This is a genomic window from Luteolibacter rhizosphaerae (genome assembly GCF_025950095.1).
Lineage (GTDB): Bacteria > Verrucomicrobiota > Verrucomicrobiia > Verrucomicrobiales > Akkermansiaceae > Haloferula > Haloferula rhizosphaerae.
Genome location: NZ_JAPDDR010000005.1, coordinates 213767 through 235829 on the forward strand (window position 1 = coordinate 213767; position 22063 = coordinate 235829).

General features: G+C 63.3%; 21 protein-coding genes. 10 read left to right on the top strand and 11 right to left on the bottom strand.

Annotated features, from left to right (window positions below; translation table 11 throughout):
* Positions 1-147 precede the first annotated feature (147 nt).
* The 4 genes from OJ996_RS11145 to OJ996_RS11160 all read left to right on the top strand — a co-directional run bounded on the left by OJ996_RS11145 (position 148) and on the right by OJ996_RS11160 (position 4420).
* Positions 148-1608, top strand: coding sequence for a PA14 domain-containing protein (locus tag OJ996_RS11145; protein WP_264513642.1), 1461 nt, complete (start codon positions 148-150; stop codon positions 1606-1608).
* Between the two features lie 635 nt (positions 1609-2243).
* Positions 2244-2951, top strand: a complete 708-nt coding sequence (locus OJ996_RS11150) for a hypothetical protein (protein WP_264513643.1) — start codon at positions 2244-2246, stop codon at positions 2949-2951.
* Positions 2952-2968: 17 nt separating this feature from the next.
* Positions 2969-3691, top strand: coding sequence for a hypothetical protein (locus tag OJ996_RS11155; RefSeq protein WP_264513644.1), 723 nt, complete (start codon positions 2969-2971; stop codon positions 3689-3691).
* A 90-nt stretch (positions 3692-3781) separates the two neighbouring features.
* Positions 3782-4420 carry a hypothetical protein gene (locus OJ996_RS11160; protein ID WP_264513645.1) on the top strand — a complete coding sequence of 213 codons (639 nt, stop codon included), beginning with the start codon at positions 3782-3784 and terminating at the stop codon, positions 4418-4420.
* A 35-nt stretch (positions 4421-4455) separates the two neighbouring features.
* On the opposite strand, the gene OJ996_RS11165 is transcribed toward OJ996_RS11160, so the two are convergent.
* Positions 4456-4842 carry a hypothetical protein gene (locus tag OJ996_RS11165; protein ID WP_264513646.1) on the bottom strand — a complete coding sequence of 129 codons (387 nt, stop codon included), beginning with the start codon at positions 4840-4842 and terminating at the stop codon, positions 4456-4458.
* Positions 4843-5018: 176 nt separating this feature from the next.
* Positions 5019-6188 (bottom strand): redoxin domain-containing protein, encoded by a 1170-nt coding sequence (locus OJ996_RS11170; protein ID WP_264513647.1) that lies wholly within the window; start codon positions 6186-6188, stop codon positions 5019-5021.
* A gap of 433 nt (positions 6189-6621) precedes the next feature.
* Between OJ996_RS11170 and OJ996_RS11175 the strand changes: the two genes are divergently transcribed.
* Genes OJ996_RS11175 through OJ996_RS11185 form a run of 3 tightly spaced genes read left to right on the top strand, consistent with a single transcriptional unit; the run spans position 6622 to position 7519 of the window.
* Positions 6622-6813 carry a hypothetical protein gene (locus tag OJ996_RS11175; RefSeq protein ID WP_264513648.1) on the top strand — a complete coding sequence of 64 codons (192 nt, stop codon included), beginning with the start codon at positions 6622-6624 and terminating at the stop codon, positions 6811-6813.
* Entirely contained in the window at positions 6794-7081 is a 288-nt protein-coding gene (locus tag OJ996_RS11180) for a hypothetical protein (protein ID WP_264513649.1), read from the top strand. Before OJ996_RS11175 ends, OJ996_RS11180 begins: the two co-directional genes overlap by 20 nt.
* A 15-nt stretch (positions 7082-7096) precedes the next feature.
* A complete protein-coding gene (locus tag OJ996_RS11185) occupies positions 7097-7519 on the top strand; it encodes a hypothetical protein (protein WP_264513650.1) in 423 nt (140 codons plus the stop codon).
* Between the two features lie 41 nt (positions 7520-7560).
* On the opposite strand, the gene OJ996_RS11190 is transcribed toward OJ996_RS11185, so the two are convergent.
* Complete coding sequence (locus OJ996_RS11190) at positions 7561-8010, bottom strand: hypothetical protein (RefSeq protein WP_264513651.1); 450 nt, start codon at positions 8008-8010, stop codon at positions 7561-7563.
* A 279-nt stretch (positions 8011-8289) separates the two neighbouring features.
* Between OJ996_RS11190 and OJ996_RS11195 the strand changes: the two genes are divergently transcribed.
* The 3 genes from OJ996_RS11195 (at position 8290) to OJ996_RS11205 (ending at position 12150) form a co-directional block, all read left to right on the top strand.
* Complete coding sequence (locus OJ996_RS11195; protein ID WP_264513652.1) at positions 8290-8592, top strand: hypothetical protein; 303 nt, start codon at positions 8290-8292, stop codon at positions 8590-8592.
* Positions 8589-9806, top strand: coding sequence for an AAA family ATPase (locus OJ996_RS11200; protein ID WP_264513653.1), 1218 nt, complete (start codon positions 8589-8591; stop codon positions 9804-9806). Before OJ996_RS11195 ends, OJ996_RS11200 begins: the two co-directional genes overlap by 4 nt.
* Before the next feature lie 940 nt (positions 9807-10746).
* Positions 10747-12150, top strand: coding sequence for an MBL fold metallo-hydrolase RNA specificity domain-containing protein (locus tag OJ996_RS11205; protein WP_264513654.1), 1404 nt, complete (start codon positions 10747-10749; stop codon positions 12148-12150).
* A gap of 206 nt (positions 12151-12356) precedes the next feature.
* Here OJ996_RS11205 and tnpA read toward each other — a convergent pair whose 3' ends face one another.
* From tnpA to OJ996_RS11245, 8 genes are all read right to left on the bottom strand, one after another.
* The gene (gene tnpA, locus OJ996_RS11210; protein WP_264513655.1) at positions 12357-12809 is read right to left on the bottom strand and encodes an IS200/IS605 family transposase; all 453 of its coding nucleotides are present in this window, start codon (positions 12807-12809) and stop codon (positions 12357-12359) included.
* Positions 12810-13170: 361 nt separating this feature from the next.
* A complete protein-coding gene (locus tag OJ996_RS11215) occupies positions 13171-14661 on the bottom strand; it encodes a right-handed parallel beta-helix repeat-containing protein (RefSeq protein ID WP_264513656.1) in 1491 nt (496 codons plus the stop codon).
* A 165-nt stretch (positions 14662-14826) separates the two neighbouring features.
* Complete coding sequence (locus OJ996_RS11220) at positions 14827-15618, bottom strand: sterol desaturase family protein (protein ID WP_264513657.1); 792 nt, start codon at positions 15616-15618, stop codon at positions 14827-14829.
* An 80-nt stretch (positions 15619-15698) separates the two neighbouring features.
* A complete protein-coding gene (locus OJ996_RS11225; RefSeq protein WP_264513658.1) occupies positions 15699-19229 on the bottom strand; it encodes an RCC1 domain-containing protein in 3531 nt (1176 codons plus the stop codon).
* A 264-nt stretch (positions 19230-19493) separates the two neighbouring features.
* Entirely contained in the window at positions 19494-20585 is a 1092-nt protein-coding gene (locus tag OJ996_RS11230; RefSeq protein WP_264513659.1) for a GNAT family N-acetyltransferase, read from the bottom strand.
* Positions 20586-20638: 53 nt separating this feature from the next.
* A complete protein-coding gene (locus OJ996_RS11235; RefSeq protein WP_264513660.1) occupies positions 20639-21064 on the bottom strand; it encodes a hypothetical protein in 426 nt (141 codons plus the stop codon).
* 58 nt (positions 21065-21122) lie between these two features.
* Entirely contained in the window at positions 21123-21566 is a 444-nt protein-coding gene (locus OJ996_RS11240) for a hypothetical protein (protein ID WP_264513661.1), read from the bottom strand.
* Positions 21563-22063 (bottom strand): hypothetical protein, encoded by a 501-nt coding sequence (locus tag OJ996_RS11245; RefSeq protein WP_264513662.1) that lies wholly within the window; start codon positions 22061-22063, stop codon positions 21563-21565. The genes OJ996_RS11240 and OJ996_RS11245 overlap by 4 nt, the downstream gene beginning before the upstream one ends.

The window sequence follows — 22063 nt, forward strand, 5'->3', positions numbered from 1 at the left end:
TGTCCGCGCACCCAGGCTGCGCCAAGGCACTATCATTATAGATAGGAAGACCCGTTTTCTCTCCCTCTGCGCCATCTTGCTCGGGCACATTCCACCGATACATGGACAGCCGTGTCCATGTTTCAAGAAACCCCACCCGCCCCAGCGATGCCTCAGCCGAACGCGCGCCGACCTGATGCCCATAGACCTCAAGCCCGCACACCTGCCGCACGTCAGGCCGCGCCCGCAGGGAAGTCCGCGAAGGACCTGAAAGCCGAGAAGCAAGCGAAGGCCGCGGCGGCGAAAGCAGCTAAGGAAGCGAAGGCAGCCGAAGCCGCCGAGCATCCGCCGACGAAGAAGAAGCTCACCCTGTGGCAACGTTTCGGCGCGGGCTCGTTGACCATCTCCGTGCTCTTCCATGTGATCCTGCTGGCCGTGGGGGCCTTCTGGGTGCTGCGCGTGATCCATCCGCCGGAGAAGGTGGTGGACTTCATGCCCAGCGGCGGCGGTGGCGGATCGCCAGAAGCCGCGAAGCCGACCAAGCAGCCGCTCAACCGGATCATGAAGCCGGATCTCGCGCGCATCGTGGCGATGGATGCTCCGGCGCGCATCGTACTTCCGGAGTCGTCGGATCTCAGTGCGCTCGCTGCGGTGGAATCGCTGGGAGGCAGCTTGTCCGGTGGCCTCGGCGGATCCGGCAGCGGCGGAGGGAAGGGGAGCGGCACCGGCGATGGCTTCGGCGATGGCAGGGGCTCCGGTGCGGGCAATGGCAGCGGCCTGCGGAATCCCTTCGGACTCATCGATGCGGATAGCAATGCACTGGTCGGCCAGTTCTACGACCTGAAGCAGAAGAAGGACGGCACGCCCACGAACTACGGCGAGAACGAAGCGCTCGGCGTGATCACGGACTTCGTCACGAAGGGCGGCTGGAACCGCAAGATCCTGGAGGACTACTACAAGGCTCCGAACACTCTCTATCAGACGCAATTCTACATCCCGATCATGAGCGCCGCGCTCGCGCCGGAGGCCTTCGGCTGCGCGGACAAGGTGAAGCCGGTGAATTGGGTGGCGCTCTACCGCGGCTACATCACCCCGCCGAAGTCCGGGAAGTACCGCTTCGTCGGCCGTGCGGATAATGTGATGGTCGTTCGCTTCAACCGCAAGATCGTGCTCGATGGCGGCGACTACTCCGCCGGTGTCTCGAAGCCGATCTGGGACCCCACCTCGATCTCGGTGCTGAGAGGCACTTCCGGGAACAAGGATCTGGAACGCGAGATGCGACGCGGCGGCTTCGACATCCCGGTGAAGAGCTACGACTACCCGACCACCGGCCAGTACAACGAACGCGGCGGCGTGATGGTGGGCAAGGACATCACCGTGCGTGCCGGGCAGCGTTACCCGGTGGAGATCCTGCTCAGCGAGCTCGGTGGTCTCTTTGGGGCCTCATTGCTCATCGAGGAGCAGGGTGCGGAGTACAAGAAGGACAGCAACGGCTCGCCGATCCTGCCGCTCTTCCGTCTCGACCCCGGCCTGCCCACCAGCCCGAAGGAGAACCGCGGCTCACCGCCCTACGATCCGGAAGGCCCGGTGTGGAAGGTCGTGCCGGGAGAGTTCATCGAGAGTATTTGATAAAGCTGCCTATCGGGTAAATTATGGGTAGTCTGGAGATATGTAATGTAAACTATTGTCCTTAACTCTCCTTCCGGTAGAAGGAGGCATGCTTTCTCCCCGCATGTCACCAGTCGCCGTCTTGCTTGTTCTCAGCCTTTCAGCTTCCGCGAACGAAGATCCCGCTTGGAGCACTCGAAACGCAGCGGAGAAGCTGTTGGACAAACATGCCCTGCGCTTGCCAGTAGGGGACTGGTTCCTTCAGAAGAGAGACGGGAGCTGCGTGCAATACCAAACGCCGAGTCTCTCCTTCAAGAGGGTCGGAGGCAACTGGCAGGCCGAGGTGCTCACCGTTCGCTGGCGAGAGCGGAAGGAAGGCAAGTGGGGTGTCTGGGTGGATGCCCGACCCAAGTTCAGCAACTGGAGGATGGCGCGAATCACGATCTCGCATCCCGCCACGGGAGGCGCGATAGCTGCATTTACAGAGCCATCTGAAAGCCTTGAGGAATTCAGTGCACCACGGGAATCTTACATCACTCAAATCAGGTGACGGTCTGTTTGATGTCTGGGTCGGCCTGACATCAAATTCCTCGATGATGCCCTCTTAATTATCGATTGTCCCGGCGCGGGCACCCGAGGGCATGCTGCGCGTCTTCATGATGCGTCCGTTCTCCTGTCTCGCGCTTGCCTTGCTTCTCCCATCCTGCGGCTTCAAGGCGGTGAATGCCGCGAGGTCGGACTACCGGCAGGGACTCGCGGCGGAGCAGGCGGGGGACCTTGCGCGGGCGCGGGAACATCAGTTCGCCTACCATCGTCAGGCCCTGCTGTTAGACCGGCCCTTCATGGCGGCGCAGGCCACCTACGAGTATGCCCGTCTGAGCGGCTATGCCGGCGACCACCGGGCAGCGGATGAAGCCTTCCGCAGTTGCCTCGAGCATGCCGGGAAGGATCCCGAGACCCGGCTCAGGCTGCGCTATGTGATCCTGATCGAATACGCCCGCTTCCTGCACGACCAAGGCCGCCACCGTGAGGCCATCGGCCACTATCAGCAAGCCATCTCGTTGGTCACACCGTCCAATCTCCAAGCCCGCGATCCCATCGGCTTCGCGGAGTTCCTGGAAGAGTATGCCGTCTCGCTTTCCCACAGCGGCAAGAGAGCCGAAGCGACGAACGCCCGCTCATGGGCCGCGCAGCTCCGCCGCGATCACCCCGGCAAGAAGGCCGACTATCCGCGCCGCCACTACCCGCGCACACTCCAGCCCGGCCAGCGCATCTACGATCCCAAGGGGCCCTTCCCGAAAGCGAATTCACCCGAAGCCGAACGCCGCCGCTTCTCGCCCTCCGTCACCCCCCAGTCCGAGTGATCCGTACACTTCCCCACATGATCCGCCACCTTCTTCCGCTCGCCGTGCTCTGCTCCTTGCTGGCTTCCTCCTGCAGCTTCACCGATGTGAAGGCCGCTCGCAGCGATCTCCGCGCGGGCAGCGCCGCGGAGCAAGGCGGTGAGCTCGACCTCGCCCGCCGCTACTACCTCACCGCCTATCGCCAAGCCGTGCTGATCGATAGCGACGGCCTGCCAGCTTCCTTCGCCGGGCTCGCCTATGCGCGCACCAGCGGCTATGCGGGCGATCATCGTGCCGCGGACTATGCCCTCCGCCACCTCTTGCGTGAGAAGGGTGAGCCGCCTTATCCCGCCGATAGCCTGACTTCACGCGACATGATCGTCATCGAGTATGCCCGCTTCCTGCACGACCAAGGGCGCCACCGCGAGTCGATCCCCATCTACGCGGAAGCCGCCGCTGCCATCGCCCGCTCTTACCTCGCAGACCACGATCCGATCGGCTTCGCGGAGTTCCTGGAAGAGTATGCGGCTGCTCTCTCGCACACCGGGAAAGGAGCGGAGGCCGCGAAGGAGAGATCGCGGGCCGCTCAGTTGCGTCGCGATCATCCCGGGCAGACCGCGCGCGAAACCCGCCGCCGCTATCCGCGCCAACTTCAGCCCGGCCAGCGCCGCTATCATCCCAAGTCGATCCACAGCTTCGCGAAGAATCCCTCGCCCGCTTTCGAGCGCCGTCGCTCCTCGCCCGCACTGGTCACCGAGTGAGCGGCCAGTGTCTTGCATCCATTCCGCCGATGTGATCATCGGGATAAGCGATGCCATGATCGACACCCGCGAGGGAATCATCCGGGTGCCATGAACTTCTTCCCCTCCATGCCGCTCGCCCTGCTGCTCGCAGGGGCCACGCTCCTCCCGCTCAGCTCCTGCGTCGCTCCCGTCTATGGCTCCGGGAGGTCCGCGGAGAGGCAGGGCGATCTGGTCACCGCCCGCGAGCGGAACTACCAGGGCTACCTGCAAGTGCGGGGCCAGCCGGATCACAAGGACACCGCCTATGCCGTCTACGAGTATGCGCGCCTGAGCGGTCACGGCGGGGATACCCGGGCCGCGGATGAAGCCTTCCGCGAGACCTTCAGGCTGATTGCGGCCAGCGGTGGCAGTGCGGACCGCTTGAAGGCCCCGGCCCGTTCGGAATACGCCCGCTTCCTGAAGGAGCAGGGCCGCTACCGGGAAGCGGCAGCCCAGTTCAAGCTCGCCGATGCCGAGCTGCAGAAGCGCCAGATCGAGCGGATCGACCCGGTCGGCTATGCCGAGTTGTTAGAACAGTACCGCGAGGCCCTCGCGAAGACCGGCCAAGCAAGCCAAGCCGCGAAGCTCGGGGCCAAGGCCAAGTCGCTGCGTGCCGGTCACCCGGCGCGGCCCGCCCACTTCCAGCCGAAGCCCTATCCGCGCACCCTCCAGCCCGGCCATCGGCTCTTCCCGCCGCTGAAGGCGTGAGGGGCTGATCTGCCGGGCGCGATTGCGCTCGGTCCTCAGTAGCCGAGCCGCTGTCGGGTCTCCTGCTTCTTGCGGGCCCGTTCCGGGAGCACGGCCTTGTAATACAGCGTCACCTCCGCGGCTAACAGGATCACGGCCGCAGCGAGCGGGATCGCCCATTTGGCTCGGCCCGGACCGCGGGCGATCCTCATCCCGATGCGGCGGGCGACCAGAATGAAGAAAAGAAGTTCGACCCAGATGAGGTGAAACAAGATCGGGGCACCGAAGAGATCCGGCCAGTGGAAGAGGCTGGCGACGCGCACGTAGATCAGAGCCACACCCACGAGCGCTCCGACGACCACGCCAGCAAGGGTACGTGCGACGGGGGGCTTGTCCTGTGATGCCTTGGCAGGGGTGTTGATAACAGCACGTTTGTATTCCACGCGCTAGCTTTAATCAGATCAGTCAAGTCACAGGCCGATTGCACCCAATTACCGCGAAGCCAAAAACGCCGCCCGGCAATCCCGGACGGCGTCTTGTTAGAATCTCTTCTCCCTCACCCCGCGAAGCGCAGTCCGCTTGATGATTGGAGGATTGGTGATCGGGTGATTGCGAAGCCTCACGGTTTCCCCGCGTCATCCAGCGCCTTCACGATCTGGCGGCGGAGCTCCACGCCTTCCACCTGGCCGGCGCTGCGCCACACGATCTCGCCCTTCGGGTTCAGGATCACCGTGTGCGGCAGCGCGCCGCTCCACTCCTTGTCGATCGCTTCCGCCAGCTTGTCGGGATTGCTGCCACTATAGATGTAGTTGTTCGTCGTCCGGCCTTCTTTCTCCACGGAGGGCTTGGTCTTGTCGGAGAGCGCGGCATTCAGCTTCTGCAGCAGCTTCGTCGCCTTCGGCTGGTCCTCCACCGGATCCGTGCTGATGGTGATGAAGTCGAACTCGCGGTTCTGGAAGCGGCGGTAGGCATCCACGAATTCCGGCAGCTCCGCCACGCAGGGCACGCAGGTGGTGGACCAGAAATTGATCACGCGGATGTTGCCGGAGGCGTTCTCGCGCAGCTTCTTCGCCGCCGCGTCATCCAGCTTCTCCATCGTCACCTGCTTGGCCACCCAGTTCTCCTGGTCCTTCTTGCGCCATGCCTCCTTCCACTTCCACTTCGTGGAGCAGCCGAAGGAGCGGGTCACAGGCTCCTCCACCTTCGTGCCGGCCAGCAGCGAGTCGATCGCGTTCTTCACGTAGCTCTTCTCCACCGCACCCTTCTTGCGCGCGGCATCGTCCATGCGGCCCGTATAGGCCAGCTTGCGGTCCTCGCCGAAGATGAAGACATGCGGCGTCGATTGCGCGCCCACCGTGTGGCTTAGCGTCTGCGTCTCGCCATCGTAGAGATAGGGCATCGTCCAGTTGTTGTCCTTGGCGAAGTCCGGCATCTCCTCGAAGGAATCGCCGTGCGCGCCGTAGCCTAGCTCGTCCGGCGTCAGGCCCAGCGGGCTGCTGCTATTGATCGCCACCACCGCCACGCCCTTGTCCTTGTAGGCCTGGTGGATCTCCTCCATCCGCGGTGCCGCGGCGATCGCGTCCGGGCAGTGGTTGCAGGTGAAGATCAGGCACAGCACCTTCGCCTTGGAGAAGTCTTCCAGCTTGTAGGTCTTGCCATCGATCGCGGGCAGCGAGAAATCCGGCACCGGGGAACCGATCGCCAGCACCGGCGGGTTCGGCGGATCGGCGGCGAATGCGGTCCCCGCCGCAGTGGCGGCGAGGGCGAAGCTGAGGAGAAGCGATTTCATGGGATTTGCGGCAATGCGTGGGCTAGGGGCTGGCAGGGAAGCGCGAGGAGCTCCGGCCAGCCCGGAACGATTGGATACCGCCCATGCCAGCCGGATTTTGCTGGGAGGGCAAGGTTCGAGGGAAATTCCGCCGGGCTGTGGCATGAGGCACCCGCCCTGAGGATCTTGAGGGCTCATGGGTGAAACGGAATCCGCTCCAGACCTCGGGCCGATCGACCACGGATTGCACGGATTCTAAGGATTTTACGGATGAGAATGAGTTTGTTCCGTGGGAGGGAGCGCCCATTCCAACTGACCCGGCTCCTGTTTCTAAATCCGTAAAATCCGTCCAATCCGTGTTCATGGCCTCCCTCAGCTCTCAAACGCCTCAATCCGCAATCGTTCAGCGCGAGAGGCCTTGACGAAGGGGCGATGGTGTTCTAGTGAACACTGCATGCATTCCTCCGACGATCACCTCGCAAAACCGCATAACGTGCTGGAAATGCAGGAGCCCTATTGGCAGGACCCAAGGTTCTCGCCTCCCGAGCTGGAGCAGGAGCCGCTCGATAACCCCGCCAACCTGATCCCGTTCCCCGTTTCTGCGAAACCCTCAACCCCGCCCCCCGATGTCGATCTCCCGTGGTGATACGCCCGCCGTCGCCGTCGGCCAGGACGCGCCCCACTGTCGCGGCCTACTCGGCCAATGCCGGGTAGGGGACTGGATCTACCCTGCGGATGTCTTCGAGTGGTGGGGCCTCACCGGCACCCGCCGCTACCAACCCGGCGGCAAGCACCCCTTCGATCCCGCCTGCTTCGACCGCAGCCTGCCCGTCTGGATCTTTGAACGCCACGACCACCCGCTCGTCCGGGGTGGGACCAGGCATTCGCTGCGGGTGTGGAAGCGGGTGAGGTGATTGGGGAGGACTGACATGCTAGCCAATCGCTTCGCCACCACCCGGGAGTGCCGGTGGCCGGGAGCCCGTTGCTGGATCTCGTCGGAGATCAGCTTTCGTCCGTATCCGGACGCTCCGAGCCTGACGCCTGGCACCATCGTAGCCCTTGCCGAGCGCGGGGACCTATGGGTGCAGATTCCCTATCGCTGCGTGCTCATGGACCAGCGCGGCCTCTGCTTCAGTAAGGAGTATCTCACCCGGCGGCAGCGTTGGATTCCGGAGTCGGATCCGCGCGTGCGCACCTACCTTCTCTTCAAGCTGAATGAAGCGCGTGCCTTGGAGGATGTGACCTGTATCGGATACTCCTACCGGCTCGGTCTAATCCGGAGCTACAAGCACGCCCTCCGCCGCAACGCCTGGTATGCCGATCAGCAGCCGGGGGATGGGGATGAGGGGTAAGGGAAGTGGTGTCGCTGGCAGCTAGTTGGTGGCCTCGGTTCTCAGGGCACCCTGTTCGCCTGCATGAGCAGTTTGAGCCGCCCGGCCTTGCCTTTGACTTGGAAGCTGGAGCCGTCTACCGAGACAAGTGCCTTGAATTTTCCATTCGTTCCTACTCCAGAGAGGATGATTTTCCCTTTCTTGATCTTCCAAGTGCCATAGTAGGCGGAGAGAATCACCCCTGATACCATCGCGGTGGAACTGAATGCCCCACCTTTGTAGAGCGTATAGGTTCCGGTGACCGGATATGGCGACGTGGTTGTTTCCACCAAATAGAGGGAGTCCGCCGTTTCAGGCATCGTCCCGCTGTAAGTGGAGATGAAGGTTGTCTTTCGGCCTTTAACGGTTTCGATGTGCAGCCCGGACCAGTTGCCAGCAAGATCCTTCAATTCGATCGCGGATGCGCATGCCGCAAACAGGATCATGAACGCAGTGATGAGGAGTCGTTTCATTGTGTCTGAGGAGGAGGACCACGCGATTTATCCAAGTGGCGGCAGTTCGAACAAATGCAGCTGATAGGGATATCTTGCTCATCCATCTGTCACAAGCACTACGGTAGAAAACCGCAGATAGCTTTTCCTGTAATGGTGTCGGCAAGCATCCCAACTGAGGTTTCGGTTAGCCCCTCGTCGTCAACGTGCTTCCCACACCCAAATCACTTTTTTCCGATTTGCGGCCGGCAAGGATTCTCCCCCTAGCCAAGGTCCGAATGGAGGTGTTCATATGAACACATGTCAGGACGACACATTGAACGAGGAGGAACGAGTGCAGGATTGAAGAACGAGGTGCGGGATCCGGAGTGGATCCGCCCGCGGCAGGTGAAGGAGTTGTTCGGGATCGGCCAAGCGCATGTGGCGCAGATGATTCGGGACGGGCGGGTGAAGTCGGTGAGCTTGTGCCCGCCGGGCAAGGCGACGGGGACGCGCCTGATCTCTTTCCCGAGCCTCTGCGCCTATCTGGACCAGCTGGCGGCGGAGCAACAAGCGCAAGCTCCGCAGGAGCAGGCCGCTGCGCAGGAAGGAGGTGAGGCATGAGCTTCAGCTTCAATATCCCCTACTACCCGGGACAGGAGAACGCGAAGCCGATCACCGTGGAGTTGCTCATGCGCGGGGCGGGCAAGTCGGAGGAGGAGATCGCGGAATACTTGGCGGCCAATGCCGCGGCGGATGCGGAAGCGGAGGCGGAGATTGCGCGGGCTTCGCAGCCCTACACGCCCGCCCCGGCGACGAAGAAGCGGCAGTGGCTCCAGACTTGGACCACGCGGGACTTCATCAACTTCCAGGCACCGCCGGACTTCAAGCTGATGGGCGAGTGCCATCTCACCCGCGGCAGCCTCACCGTGCTGGGCGGTTGGCCGGGGGTGGGCAAGAGCCGGGCGGCGCTGGCGCTGGCGATCGCCGGGGCGCGGGGCGTGCCGTGGCTAGGGCACCGGGTGCATGCGCGCTTCCGCACGCTGATCATCCAGTGCGAGAACGGGCCGCACCGTCTGAAGGAAGAGCTGGCGGAGGCGCTGCAAGGGCAGGGGACCGTGCTAGACGATTCGCTGCTGATCACGCCGCCGCCGCCCTACGGGCTGGCCTTTCAGGAGGCGGGCTTCCGTCAGGAACTGCGGGAGAAGATCGCCAGCTTCAAGCCGGGGCTGGTGATCATCGATCCCTGGAACCGCGCGGCGGATGGCGACAAGCAGGCGGACTACCGCACGGCGCTGGACTCGATCTTCGAGTGCCTGCCGGAGGACCCGGCGGAGAAGCCCGCGCTGCTGGTCATCCACCACATGCGCAAGAAGAGCGGGGAAGTCAGCCGCAAGCAGGGTCGCGACCTGCTGCACGAGCTGGCAGGCAGCTACCAGATCGGCAGTGCCGCGCGCTGCGTCTTCGTGCTGGAGGCGGCGAGCAACGACACCTGCGACAACGCGGTGGTGCTGACCTGCTGCAAGAACAACGACGGCGTGGAAGGCGCGCCGAGCGCGTGGTTCCGGCGGAACGGGTTGTTCGAGCCGAATCCGGAGTTCGATATGGCGGGGTTCCTGGAGGGCGCGGAGACGATCTCCAACAAGGGCACCCGGGTTCCCTTCGCGGAGATCCGGGAGACTCTGCAGGGCATGCGAGGTGAAAGCACCGGGCGGGCGGCAGCGCGTCTCGTGGAGGCTGATGTCTGCTCGCGTGCCACGGCCTATCGTGTGCTCAAACAGTTCCCCGACCACATCATCGAGGACAGTGAGGGCAAGCTGTGGTGGAAGGAGGGCTAAGTGACAGGGAACCGCGTCTCGTCTTGTCCGTTTCCCTAGGGGGGTGAGTCGAGATGATACGGCGCGGCCCTGCCGGAGGAAGGCGGAGGGAAGGTCGCGTGCAGGTAAAGGGAGAATAGGAAGAAATAGAATATTACTATATTCTACTATTACTATCGTACTAACCACGAGCCCCTACTTGTGCGCGACATCTCTCCTGCCCTTCCATCCCCGGCGCGGTCTGTCTCGTCTTGTGTCACCCCCCTTAGGGAAATGGACAAGACAAGACGAGGCTGCGGCTCGATTGGCGCGAAGGGACGGGGAAGAAGCAGGCTTTTGCTCGGCGTGATGGTCTGTCTCGTCTCGTGTCACCCCCCTAGGGAAACGGACAAGACGAGACGCGGCACCGCCGCCTTGGACTGCGTGCAGCCTGCTGCCGCTTTCGGCAGGCAGCCCTGCTACCGTGAAGCGGTGGGGAAGGTCGCGGGTTTTTCTTGGGGGGCGTGTCCTACCATCTCCCATAGTTCACGTGACTTTTTGTTACTGCGGACCAATCGATCACGGATTTACCGATTGGACGGATTACACGGATTTTGAACCGATGAACGGGCCAGAACTCACCGCCCGCGCAAATCCGTAAATCCGTTGGAATCCGTAAATCCGTCGCTACTGCCCGAAGCACCGAAAAGTCACCTGGTTGCATCGACTTGGCATCAGCTTATTAGGAAGCCGCTTGGTCGGGAAGCTAGACACCTTCTGGTCCGGGATGACCGGGGATGTGAGGATCATCAACCGTGCTCCGCAGCAGGCTGCGTTCGTGAAAGCTGCAGCAGGCTGCACGCAGTCCAAGGAGCCTGCGGCTCGATCGGGGCCCTCAGGGAAGGATTGCGCCATTCCATTTTTCCCCTTTATTAGGAGTTCAAAGTTCATCCCTCATCAGGTGAACCTTCCGCTCTAACCCATGAGACTGAAATTCTGCGGTGCCGCCGGCACCACTACCGGCTCCCAGCATCTGTTGGAGATCAATGGCACCCGCATCCTGCTCGATTGCGGGCTCTACCAGGGCCGCCGCGATGATAGCTACGAGGTGAACTGCAAGTTCCCGCACTTCGATCCGCGGGAGATCGATGTGGTGATACTCTCGCACGCGCACATCGACCACAGCGGGAACCTGCCAAACCTCTGCAAGCAGGGCTTCACGGGGAATATCTACTCCACCTTCGCCACCCGCGACCTGTGCCAGATCATGCTGGCGGATAGCGCGCACATCCAGGAGCAGGACACCGAGTACCTGAACAAGGACCGCGCGAAGGACGGGCTGCCGCCGGTGAAGCCGCTCTACATGAAGGAGGATGCGGAGCGCTGCCTGCGCCAGTTCGTGACGATGAACTACGAGCGCCCGATGCCGGTGGCGGATGGCGTGACGGTGACCTTCTACGATGCCGGCCACATCCTCGGGGCCGCGCAGGTTTTGTTAGAGATCGTCGATCGGGAAGACGGCGGGAAGAAGAAGCGCTTCCTCTTCTCCGGGGATATCGGGCGCGGGGGGAACGAGATCCTGCGCGATCCCGCGGTGGTGCGGGACGTGGACTACGTGCTGATGGAAAGCACCTACGGCGGTCGCGAGCACGAGCTGCCGACCGGGGCCACGGATGAATTCGGCGATCTGCTGAATGCCGCGCTGGCCCGCCGGGGCAAGGTGATGATCCCGGCCTTCGCCGTGGAGCGCACGCAGGCGCTGCTCTACATCATCCACCAGCTCTTCCGCACCGGGAAGGTGCAGCCGGTGCCGGTGTATGTGGATAGCCCGCTGGCGGTGAATGCCACGGAGATCTTCCGCATCCACCCGGAGTGCTTCAACGAGACTGTCTACAAGTTCCTCTTCGAGGAGAGCGATCCCTTCATCTTCCCGGACCTGCACCTGATCCGCGCGGTGGATGACTCCAAGAAGCTGAACCAGGTGGAAGGCCCCTGCGTGATCATCTCCGCCTCCGGCATGTGCGAGGCGGGCCGCATCCGCCACCACCTGAAGAACGGTCTGGATGACCCGCGGAATACCGTGCTCTTCGTGGGCTACTGCGCGGACAACACGCTGGGCCGCGCGATCCGCGATGGCAGGCCGGAGGTGAACATCTTCGGCAAGCCGGTGAAGGTGCGTGCGCAAATCGAGACCATCGACTCCTTCTCCGGTCACGCGGATCACTCCGAGCTGCTCGATTGGTTCCACAAGATCACCGGCCCGAAGAAGAACGTCTGGCTGGTCCACGGCGAACCCGAACGCGCGAACGCCCTGCGCGCCGCGCTGGCCAACGAGCACGACGGCGCCATCGACGTCGCGGTGCTCGGGGAGAGTTTTGAGATTTAGGATAGCTTTGGACTCGGGTGGGGAAGTCGAACAGGCCTCCTCACTTGGCCATGCTCGACAAGCCGATTCTAAAGCTCCAACGGAGCGGCAAGGAGATAGCCCAGGGTAAGGAGCAAAGCGACGCAACCCTGGGTCACGCACCGCACAAGACCGGCCCTCTGAAGGAGGGCGAGGAGGATTCGCACGACCCGCGATCCCCGTCCCTCTCAATCCCACACGTATCGCTCATCCCACTCCATGCCGTAATGGCTCAGGAGCTTGCGATACTCCTCTTGGAACGTGGTCGTGCGATGATGCTCCGCCTGATTCGCGATGTATTTCTCCAGCGCCTCCCGATGCGCAGGGCTAATGGAAAACATGCCGTAACCATGTTGCCAATGGAATGAGGCCAGCCTTTTGTCCCGCGCTTTGATCCATTTCGAGCTGCTCATCTTGATCTCCTTCACCAGATCCGACGGCGCGATGGTGCGCGGATGCGAGATGAAGAGGTGGATGTGATCGGTCACGGAGCCCGCCGCCAGAAGGGGGCCTGAATGATGCCCCACGATACCGCCGATGTAGCCATGGAGGTCATCGCGCAGTTCATCCGACAGCAAGGGCTCGCGGCCTTTGGTCGAGAAGACGAGATGAACAAGGAGGGATGCAAGCGATTGCGGCACGCGAGGAGGATGGATTGATCGGACACGCGGGAGCAAGCCCGCCTCCTCGCCCTCCTTCAGAGGGCCGGTCTTGTGCGGTGCGTGACCCAGGGTTGCGTCGCTTTGCTCCTTACCCTGGGCTGTCTCCTTGTCGCTCCGTTGGAGCTTTAGAACTCCTGACCGGCTATCTCCTTGTCGCTCCGTTGGAGCTTTAGAGGTCCCGACCGGCTATCTCCTTGCCGCTCCGTTGGAGCTTTAGAGATCCCGACCGGGCTATCTCCTTGGCGCTCCGTTGGAGCTGAAGAGGAGGAACCGGCGGGACACGCGGGATCAAGCGCGACTCCTCGCCGCTCCGTTGGAGCTCTGGAATGGTCGCTCGCGATCAATACATCAGGTTCGCGTTCGGATCGGTGGTGCCGAGCGCGAGGCCGCCGCTGGTGCCGCTGATGGCGGCGGCGGTGGCGGCCATGGTGACCATGGGGGCCACGCGATTGCCTGCGGCGATGGTCCAGCCGTTGTTGCGCGAGACGTTCCGGATCACGACGTTCGGGAAGCTCGTGAGGCGGATGCCGGTGTCGTTGAATTGAAGGGTATTGCCCTCGATGCGGTTGTTGAAGCTGGCGCTGAAGATGCCTGGACCGTTGCCGGTGGAGGGGCCGTTCTCGTTGCAGGTATTCCCGATGACCGAGCACAGCGAGCCGACCACGATGCCCGCGCCGTGATTCCGGTAGGTGGTGCAGCCGCGGATGGTGACCATGTTCGCCGCGATGATCCCCGCGCCCATGCGCTCCGTGGGCAGGCCGCCGGTATTCGTCTGCCGCGAGACGTTGCAGTCGATCACGCTGGAATTCTCCAGCACGGAGATGCCGCCGGATTCGTTGACGGTGGAGCTATTCTCGCTGACTTGGCAGCCGGTGACCATGCAATCGGTTCCGGTCTTGATGCCGAAGGTGCCGCTGCATGATTTCACGAGACAGTCGGTCACGATGGATGAATTGCCGGTGCCGATGCCATTCGACACCGTGGAGCCCGTGACCCGGCAGCGCTCCACCTTGCTGCCGTGCATCGTCCGCAGGCCGAAGCCTGTGCCGGTGCTGCCCTCCACCGAGCAATCACTCACGGTGCCGTTATCCTCGGTGGCGATCCCGATGGCATCCGCACCAGCGGCGCTGCAGAAACGGACCGTGCCGCCATCGCCCATCTCGATACCGCTGAAGCCGCCGGAAGTGATGCAAGCTTCTGCCAGGCAGTTCGCGCCGAGGACGATGCTTTTGAAGCCGTTGCCGACGGCGTTGCAGTTCCTGACCACCGAGTTATCTCCCGCGCCCATTCCGGAGGCGGTGTTGTTCCGGAACTGACATCCGTGGATCCAGGCATTCTTCCCGGTGTACATGCCCGAGCCGGGGTTGTCGTGGCTGCGGATGTTCTCCACCCGGTTGCTCTCCCCATTGGCCTGTAGACCGAAGCCGCTCCAGCCGCGCAGACTGCCATTCATGACCGTGAAGTGATTGGCCGTAACCAGGATCCCGCAGATCGAGAAGCCGGTGCCGTTCCCGATGATGGCAAAGCCGTTCAAGTCCAGCGTCACGTTCTGCGCGTTCACGGTGATCCCGTTGGAAGTGCCGGATTGCGAGATGTTGGCGGTGAGATAATAGGAGCCCGGCTGGCTGATGACGTGCGCGATGGTGCCGCCTGCGAGCGGGATGCGCGGCTCCACCTGGTGCAGCGTCTTCATCGCGGGCTGCGGGTTGCCGCTGCCATCGAGCGGTGCGGTGGGGCCCACTTCCGGGCCGGTGGTATTCGGCGGGGTCAGCGGGCCTTGGGCGCAGGCCGTGCCGAGCGAGAGCAGGGTGAGAGGCAGGAGGAGCTTCATGGTGGGCAAGGGATTGCCGAGGCAAGCGCGGAGCGGGGCTCCGGACTGCAGACGGCGATGGAAGCAGTCTTCCGGGTCAGGGAAGACACGGGAATATCACCCCGCCTTATAATCAGGTGCCGTGAACCTGACAATACGCGGGAGCGCGTACGCAGCCTCCGCCCGCTACTCCCTTACCCGCGTGGTCACTTCGCGGAAGCGCTTCTCGTAGTCCGCGTGGTTGGTCTTCATCAGGCGGTCCCAGATATTGAAGTAGAGGCCGTAGTTCCCGCGCATCTTCTCGTGATGCATCGCGTGGTTGGTCGGCGTGTTCAGGAACTTGCCGATCCACGAATCCATCATCCGCTTCGGGTAGATCTCGAAGCCGGTGTGGCCCACGATGTTGAAGGTGATCTGCCAGACCATGAAGAGGCCGAAGGCGGCGGGATGCATGGGCATGATGACCAGCACCAGCGGGAAGATCAGCGCCTGCACCACCGCCTCTGCGGGATCGAAGGCGTAGGCTGCCCACGGGCTGGGATTGTGCGAGAGATGGTGCACGCGGTGGAAGTGGCGGAAGAGCTTGCGGTGATGCATCAGCCGGTGCGTCCAGTAGAACCACGCATCGTGAATGAAGATCGCTGCCACGATGCTGAGCCAGAACCACGCCACCGGGTAATCGCCGCGCTTGAAGTAGAGCTGCGTCCAACCCTCCCGCGCCATCACGAAGGTCAGCGCGCCGACCGCGGCGAAGATGACGACCGAGGTGGCGGAGTAGAGCATCTCGCGCCGGATGTCCGAGCCCGCCGGGAGCTTCTGCACCACCTTGCGATGCTTCCAGCGGCGGTAGAAGAGCACATAGGCCAGCAACCACGCGATCCCTGCCAGCATGGCATAACGCAGCGCGAGAAAGAGCGAGGTGCGGGAAACCGACTGGAAGAAATCCAGCAGGGGCTCGAGCAGCGGCAGGTCATTCATGCGAAGCGGAGCGAGAGAATCGCAGCAGCTTACGCGGCATGGGGGCGAAAGCTACCAGTGAATCGCGGCATCCGCTGCGGCTAGGGCAGCTTCAGCACCTTTACCCGGGCGAAGCGCGTGGTGTTGGTGACGGTGTCGGTGATCGTGACGCGCTCCCAGTTCGGATCGATGGAGACCACGGATTCGGTGCCGCTGGCGGCGGACCAGGAGGCTCCCGTGAGAGCGGAGGAGAACTGCGGCGTGTAGGTGAGGCCGGGGTTGGTGGCGGCCTTCAGGCGCAGGTATTGGACATTGAGCACCGGGCCGCCCGGGCCTTGGGAAACCCAGATGCGCGGCAATCCAGCGGTGCCGTTGGCGGTGAGGATGGGCACGCCGGGTGTCAGCGGCGGGAGATTGAAGGCGCGCTCCAGCAGGTTCACCAGACCGTCGCGGTCGGGATCGGCGTCCCAGCCGGAGATCTGCTCATTGGTGGCATTCGCGCCGAAGTTCGCCTGCTGCCATGGGTCCGGCTGATAGGTGATGAGCTGCAGGGATTGGACGGGGCTCCAGTGAATGTCGTTCCAGCCGGTGCCATGCTGGCCGGAGGTATTCCAGCCACAGGCCCAGACGTAGCCGTCGGTTTTCAGAAACAAGCTGTCAAGTTCACCGGCCGAAATCGCTTGGACGTTGGTCATCCCCGGCACCTGCACCGGAGAGGTACGAGGGGTGATGGTCGAGTTGGGATCGCCGAGCTGGCCGGATTGAGTGCTGCCGCAGCCCCAGGCACTGCCGTCGGTTTTCAGGAACAGACTGTGATGGCTTCCCGCCGCGATGGCCTGCACGCCGGTCATCATTTGCACCGGGGCATCGCGACGATTGGAATACGAGGCGGGTTCGCCCAGCTGGCCGAAGCCATTGTCCCCGCAGGCCCAGACGCTGCCATCGTACTTCAGGAACAGGCTGTGACCCACGTCATAGCTCGGCCCGCTCGCGGCGATGGCTTGGACCTCGGACATTACCTGCACCGGGGTGCTGAGATCGAGATTGTTGAGCGCCGTGTCGTTGTTGCCGAGCTGGCCGCGGTTATTGCGTCCGCAGGCCCAGACGCTGCCATCGGTCTTCAGGAACAGGCTGTGCCCGTATCCCGCAGCGATGGCTTTCACGCCGGTCATCACTTGCACCGGGGCACTGCGGGTGGTGGTCGTGCCATCGCCGAGCTGGCCGTAAGAGTTGCTTCCGCAGGACCAGACACTGCCGTCGGTCTTCAGGAACAGGCTGTGAAATTTTCCCGATGCGATGGCTTTCACACCGGTCATCACTTGGCCCGGGGTACTGCGTTGGGTGGTCGTGCCGTCACCGAATTGGCCGAAGCCATTCTGTCCGCAGGCCCAGAGAGTGTCGTCGGTCTTCAGGAAGAAGCTGCGCCCGTATCCCGCGGCGATGGCTTTCACGCCGCTCAGCGCCTGCACCGGGTTATAGCGGAAGCTGGTCGTGCCGTCGCCGAGCTGGCTGTTCGCGTTCCCGCCGCTGGCCCATGCGCTGCCATCGGTTTTCAGGAACAAGCAGTGGGTTCCCCCGCCTTCGGAATAGCCTGCCGAGATCGCTGCGGTCTCCAGCACCGGATTGTAGGGTCCTACGACGAGGAAGGCCGGCTGGCTCACCATGGTCGTGCCCCAGTTGCTGACGGCACAGGAGTAGAAGCCGTTGTCCCCGCTCACGGTGCTGGCAATGGTGTAGCTCGTGCCGGTGGCACCGGGAATGTTCGCGTGGTTCTTCCGCCATTGGTAAGTGAGCGGACCTTCTCCGGAGGCGGTGGCGGCGATGGTGAAGGTAACGGCTTGTCCGGGATTCACCTTCCGGCTCAGGGGATGGGTGTTGATGGTGGGAGGATACCCGGGCCTGGTGACCGCGATGGTGTAGGTGCGCGTGGTGACACCGTCCTGCGCCGTTACTACGATGGTGATAGTATTGCTGCCCAAGCTCAGGGGAATGGACCGACCGCTTCCCGAGGTGGCGGCGCTACCATTGATGGTGATGCTGGCGTTCGCCTGGGTGCGGGTCGGTGTGACGGTGACGCTGGAGTAAAAGTAAGGCACCGTGGCCGTGTAGGAGAGGGTGCCGCTGGCGAAGCCGGGGAAGAGCGACGCGACATCCAGAGAAAGGCTGGCGAGCGTGGCGACATTGCTGGGCGCGGTGAAGTTGACCGTGCTGGAGTAGCCGGTGCCCTGGCTGTTGGTGGCGTAGGCGCGGAAGCTATAGGCCGTGCCGGGCACCAGGCTGGTGGCATTCACGGTGAAGACGCCGTTGCCGCCGGTGGTGCTGAGATTCGTCACCCCGCTGCCGCCGAGCGCGGGGTTTGCATTGGTGGCCGTGGGGGCGAGCACCACGCCGCGCGCGGTGACGGCACTGAGTCCGGCACTGAAAACATTCCCGCCGAGCGTCGCACTGGTGGCGGTGACGGCGGTGAAGCTGGGCGCAATGACGACCGGCGTATCGATGAGCTGGAGCACCTGCACCGGGACACTGCGGTCATCAAAGGATCCGTCACCGAGTTGGCCATTGCCGTTCTCACCGCAGGCCCAGACGCTGCCATCGAACTTCATGAACAGGCTGTGACTCCCTTGGATACTTCCGGCCGCGGAGAGCGCCTGGATGCCGCTGGTCATCCCGATCGGCTGCACCGGGGCAAGGCGGGTCATGTTGGAGTTATCTCCGAGCTGGTAGCTCTGGTTGTAACCGCAGGCCCGGGCGCTGCTGCCGTCAATCCTCACGAACAAGCTAAAGCGGTATCCCGCCTCGATGGCTTGGATGCCGGTCTGGACCTGCACCGGGGTGTTGGAGCCGCTCGTCGTGCCGGTGCCGAAGGGGCCTTGCGAATTGGCTCCGCAGGCCCACACGCTTTCGTCGCTCTTCAGGAACAAGCTATGGGACTCTCCCGCGGAGATTGCTGTCACACCGCTGCTCAGCCCTGTGGCCTGCACCGGGATGACACGGTCGCCCGTGCTGCCGTCGCCGAGCACGCCGGAGCCATTGTCTCCGGCTCCCCAGACGCTGCCATCGGTTTTCAGGAACAGGGTGTAGCGCCCGTTCTCACCACCTCCGGCCGAGATGGCTTGCACGCCGGTGAACACCTGCACCGGGACGTTTTGGTTAGAGAAGCCACCATTGCCGAATTGGCCGTCGCCATTGTTTCCGCAGGCCCAGACACTGCCGTCGGTCTTCAAGAACAAGCTGAACTGATACCCCGCCGCGATGGCCTTGACTCCGCTTAGGGAAGTGATCTGCACCAGGGTGTTGCTGCTGGTATTCGTGCCATTGCCGAGCTGGCCGTGGTTGTTGGCTCCGCAGGCCCAGACGCTGCCATTACTCATCAGGAACAAGCTGTGCGCGTTTCCTGCGGAGATGGCCTGGACATCGGTCATTACCTGCACCGGGGTGAGCACGTTGCCAAACGAGCCGTTACCGACTTGGCCGTCGGAGTTCTTTCCACAGGCCCAGGCACTGCCGTTGCTCTTCAGGAACAGGCTATGGGAGTCGCCTGCGGAGATGGCGGGGATGGCCGCCCGGAGACCGGAGATCAGGCCGATGCACGCGAGGAGGAGAAACAGCGGACGGAGGAGGCGGGTGCTCATGGTTAGTCGCGGTTCTAGATCGACCCAATCTGCTTCCGGAGGCAGGGAGAAGTGCTTCCGGGAGAATCCGGCCAAGGTGCCAAGTCATCCAAGTTCGGCCACGGATCGGCTAAACTAAGTTATGCTGGAGCGTCGCCGTGGAGAGTGGGGTGATAGTGGCCTGAAGATCAAGGCCGGACTAACGGGCCCTGAAGGCGGACGCCTGCGCTCCGCGATGGCGCATATCTATCGGGCGCTCACCTGCTTGCCCGGCAGATAGGGATATCAGGCCGACTCCTGGAGCCGCTTCTCGAATACCTTCGAATCCCGGCCGCTATCCTCGAGCTGCTTCCGCCGCCCGGCAGGCAGCACGGAGGGATCGCGCAGGGTGTAGTGCACGCGGTTCTCGAAGAAGTCCGCCGCCCGGGTGGTGAGGGCGAAGACGCGGGGGATCTTCCGCTGCCGTGCCATCTCCTCCGCATGGTGGACCAGGTCCACGCCATAGCCGCGGCCTTCGTGATTCAGCTTCACGTAGAGGCAGGCCACCTCCGCCGTGTCCTCGCCGGGATACTCGTGCAGGGCCACGCAGCCGACGACGTTGTCGTCGATGGTCATCACGTGATAGTCGCCGACGTTCTCGTAGATGTCCTCGTAGGTGCGGGCCAGCAGCTTGGTGCGGCGCACGGAGCGGCCGATCATGCCGAGCAGCTCCGGGATGTCCTCCTCGCGCAGCGGGCGGATCTGGCGGTAGCTGTCGGCGTGGACCATGGTGCCCACGCCTTCGTTCGAGAAGAGTTCGTCCACCAGCACGCCTTGGCGGCGGCCGTTCAGCACGTGCACGCGGGGCACGCCGCGGCGGCAGGCTTCCGCAGCGGCGGTGAGCAGGTGCGCTCCCGTGACGGTGCCGGAGTTCGCCAGCACATCGGCCTCCGCGGCGCGGACGGCGGGCACCGGCTCGCCATCGATGAGGATGGCTTCCTCTAACAGGGCGATCAGCTTCACCGCGCCGATGCCGAGCGTGAAGTCCACCACCTTCGGATCGAGCGGGTCTTGGAAGGACGCATCCGCCACCACGGTCTGGCCGCGGGCGAGGATCGCCTTCGCCTCCTCGATCGCACCGGGTTCACCGAGCGGCTTGCTCAGGCGCGCGGACATGATCTCGCACTCCAGGGTCCAGTCGTACAGGTCCTTCAGGTCGCCGCCCAGCACGCCCAGGATCAGCTTCACGCCGATGTCTTCCATCGCCGCGAGGTCGAGCAGGCTTTCCGCGATGGCGGGCTCGGGCAGCAATCCGGCCTCGATGAGCACGACGAAGATCTTCCCGCGGAAGCGCGGGACGTATTCCAGAACCGCCCTGACATCACCTTGATCGGCCACGGGGGATTCCTAGCAGGACCGGGCGCGGGTGCAATCGCGGCGTGAGGCAGGTCTTACGGTGGCGGACCCGCCGGTAGACGGTCGATGCGGGCAATGAAGCTGCCCGCGAGATGGAGGATCTGGGCGGCGACCAGAACGTAGCCTCCCGCGTTTGGCTTCAAGGGGACCAGCTCCATGGCGACGAGGTAGGCCAAGGCCCCGCTGAGGCAGGCGAGCGCGAGCAGGGACATGACCCGCGTGCCCCAGAGCGCGAGCGCGGACCGCCGGAAGACGCCGACAAGAAGAGGGCTGGAGACGAACAGCAGCGAGCTCATGAGGAAGCCGGCATCTGGTATGGGTCTCATTCCCAAGGGGCTGGCAACCACCTTCCAGAGCTCCCAGCTGGTGCGATCGGAAGTCTTGGACCACGGCAGGAAGTGGAAGGCCGTGAAGGCGATGAGAGCCAGGATGAAGAAGGCGAGAGCGATGCGATTTCTCATGCGGCAATACCGGGATCATCGCCCGGCAGCGATGGCTTCGGGCGGGGCTTCACCACGATCATACCCGCGAGGTGGAGGGCTTCGGGCGGGGCTTCACCACGACCATGCCCGCGAGGTGGAGGGCTTGGGCGAGCATCATGCAGATCATGCCGCTACCGGCGAGGAATCGGCCAAAGTTTGCGGCGACGTAGAGCAGGAAGCCGGTGACCCCGATAAGGGCGAGGCCCGACATGACGAGCACCAGATTCCGGGCGAGTCGCGAGGTCTCGAAGACCGGCACCAGCAGGGGACTGGCGACCAGGATGAGGCTCGAGGTGAAGAAGCCGGTGGTGGGAAGCAGATCCTTGAGATCACCGGCCGATCTTGGAATCCGCGATACGTAGCGCCAGACTTCCCAGCCCGGCATGGAGTGGCGGTCGTTGTTCCAAGGCAGGAAGTGGAAGGCCACGAAGAGGACCAGGGCCAGCGTGAGCAGGATGATGGCGAGTCGTCTCCGGTTCATACCACGGGAGGGGGCGCGAATGATTCACTTTCGAGCGGAGACTTCTCCCGCCGGATGAAGAGCAGGCCGAGGAAGTTCAGCGCCAGCGCCGCGAGCAGGCAATGGATGCCCGATCCCGGGATGGCCTCACCATCGTGGAAGAAGATGAGCAGCAGGACGCCTCCCAATCCGCAAAGCGTGGCACCGGAGACCAACACCACCGTCCACCACATCCAGCGCGAACGATGCAGCAGGGGCACCAGAAAGGGACTGACGATGATAAGAAAGGCCGCGCAGAGAAAGCCCGCGAGCGCGATCATGTCCTGCGGGTCATTCGCGGAGGGATCCTTGGCGAATTCGACGACCTCTCCCCAGACCTCATAGCCTCGATCCGGCTCGATTCCGTAGAGGTCCGGAGGGTAAACTTCCAATGGGAGAAAATGAAAAGCGATGTAGGCGATGAGTGCCGTGATCAGCAGCGCAAGGGCGATCAGGTTCATCCGGCGGGCGCGCTCCAT

Coding starts and splice junctions, on each gene's coding strand:
- OJ996_RS11145 (WP_264513642.1), top strand. CDS start 148: ATGCCTCAGCCGAACGCGCGCCGACCTGATGCCCATAGACCTCAAGCC.
- OJ996_RS11150 (WP_264513643.1), top strand. CDS start 2,244: ATGATGCGTCCGTTCTCCTGTCTCGCGCTTGCCTTGCTTCTCCCATCC.
- OJ996_RS11155 (WP_264513644.1), top strand. CDS start 2,969: ATGATCCGCCACCTTCTTCCGCTCGCCGTGCTCTGCTCCTTGCTGGCT.
- OJ996_RS11160 (WP_264513645.1), top strand. CDS start 3,782: ATGAACTTCTTCCCCTCCATGCCGCTCGCCCTGCTGCTCGCAGGGGCC.
- OJ996_RS11170 (WP_264513647.1), bottom strand. CDS start 6,188: ATGAAATCGCTTCTCCTCAGCTTCGCCCTCGCCGCCACTGCGGCGGGG.
- OJ996_RS11175 (WP_264513648.1), top strand. CDS start 6,622: ATGCATTCCTCCGACGATCACCTCGCAAAACCGCATAACGTGCTGGAA.
- OJ996_RS11180 (WP_264513649.1), top strand. CDS start 6,794: ATGTCGATCTCCCGTGGTGATACGCCCGCCGTCGCCGTCGGCCAGGAC.
- OJ996_RS11185 (WP_264513650.1), top strand. CDS start 7,097: ATGCTAGCCAATCGCTTCGCCACCACCCGGGAGTGCCGGTGGCCGGGA.
- OJ996_RS11190 (WP_264513651.1), bottom strand. CDS start 8,010: ATGAAACGACTCCTCATCACTGCGTTCATGATCCTGTTTGCGGCATGC.
- OJ996_RS11195 (WP_264513652.1), top strand. CDS start 8,290: ATGTCAGGACGACACATTGAACGAGGAGGAACGAGTGCAGGATTGAAG.
- OJ996_RS11200 (WP_264513653.1), top strand. CDS start 8,589: ATGAGCTTCAGCTTCAATATCCCCTACTACCCGGGACAGGAGAACGCG.
- OJ996_RS11205 (WP_264513654.1), top strand. CDS start 10,747: ATGAGACTGAAATTCTGCGGTGCCGCCGGCACCACTACCGGCTCCCAG.
- OJ996_RS11215 (WP_264513656.1), bottom strand. CDS start 14,661: ATGAAGCTCCTCCTGCCTCTCACCCTGCTCTCGCTCGGCACGGCCTGC.
- OJ996_RS11220 (WP_264513657.1), bottom strand. CDS start 15,618: ATGAATGACCTGCCGCTGCTCGAGCCCCTGCTGGATTTCTTCCAGTCG.
- OJ996_RS11225 (WP_264513658.1), bottom strand. CDS start 19,229: ATGAGCACCCGCCTCCTCCGTCCGCTGTTTCTCCTCCTCGCGTGCATC.
- OJ996_RS11235 (WP_264513660.1), bottom strand. CDS start 21,064: ATGAGAAATCGCATCGCTCTCGCCTTCTTCATCCTGGCTCTCATCGCC.
- OJ996_RS11240 (WP_264513661.1), bottom strand. CDS start 21,566: ATGAACCGGAGACGACTCGCCATCATCCTGCTCACGCTGGCCCTGGTC.
- OJ996_RS11245 (WP_264513662.1), bottom strand. CDS start 22,063: ATGGAGCGCGCCCGCCGGATGAACCTGATCGCCCTTGCGCTGCTGATC.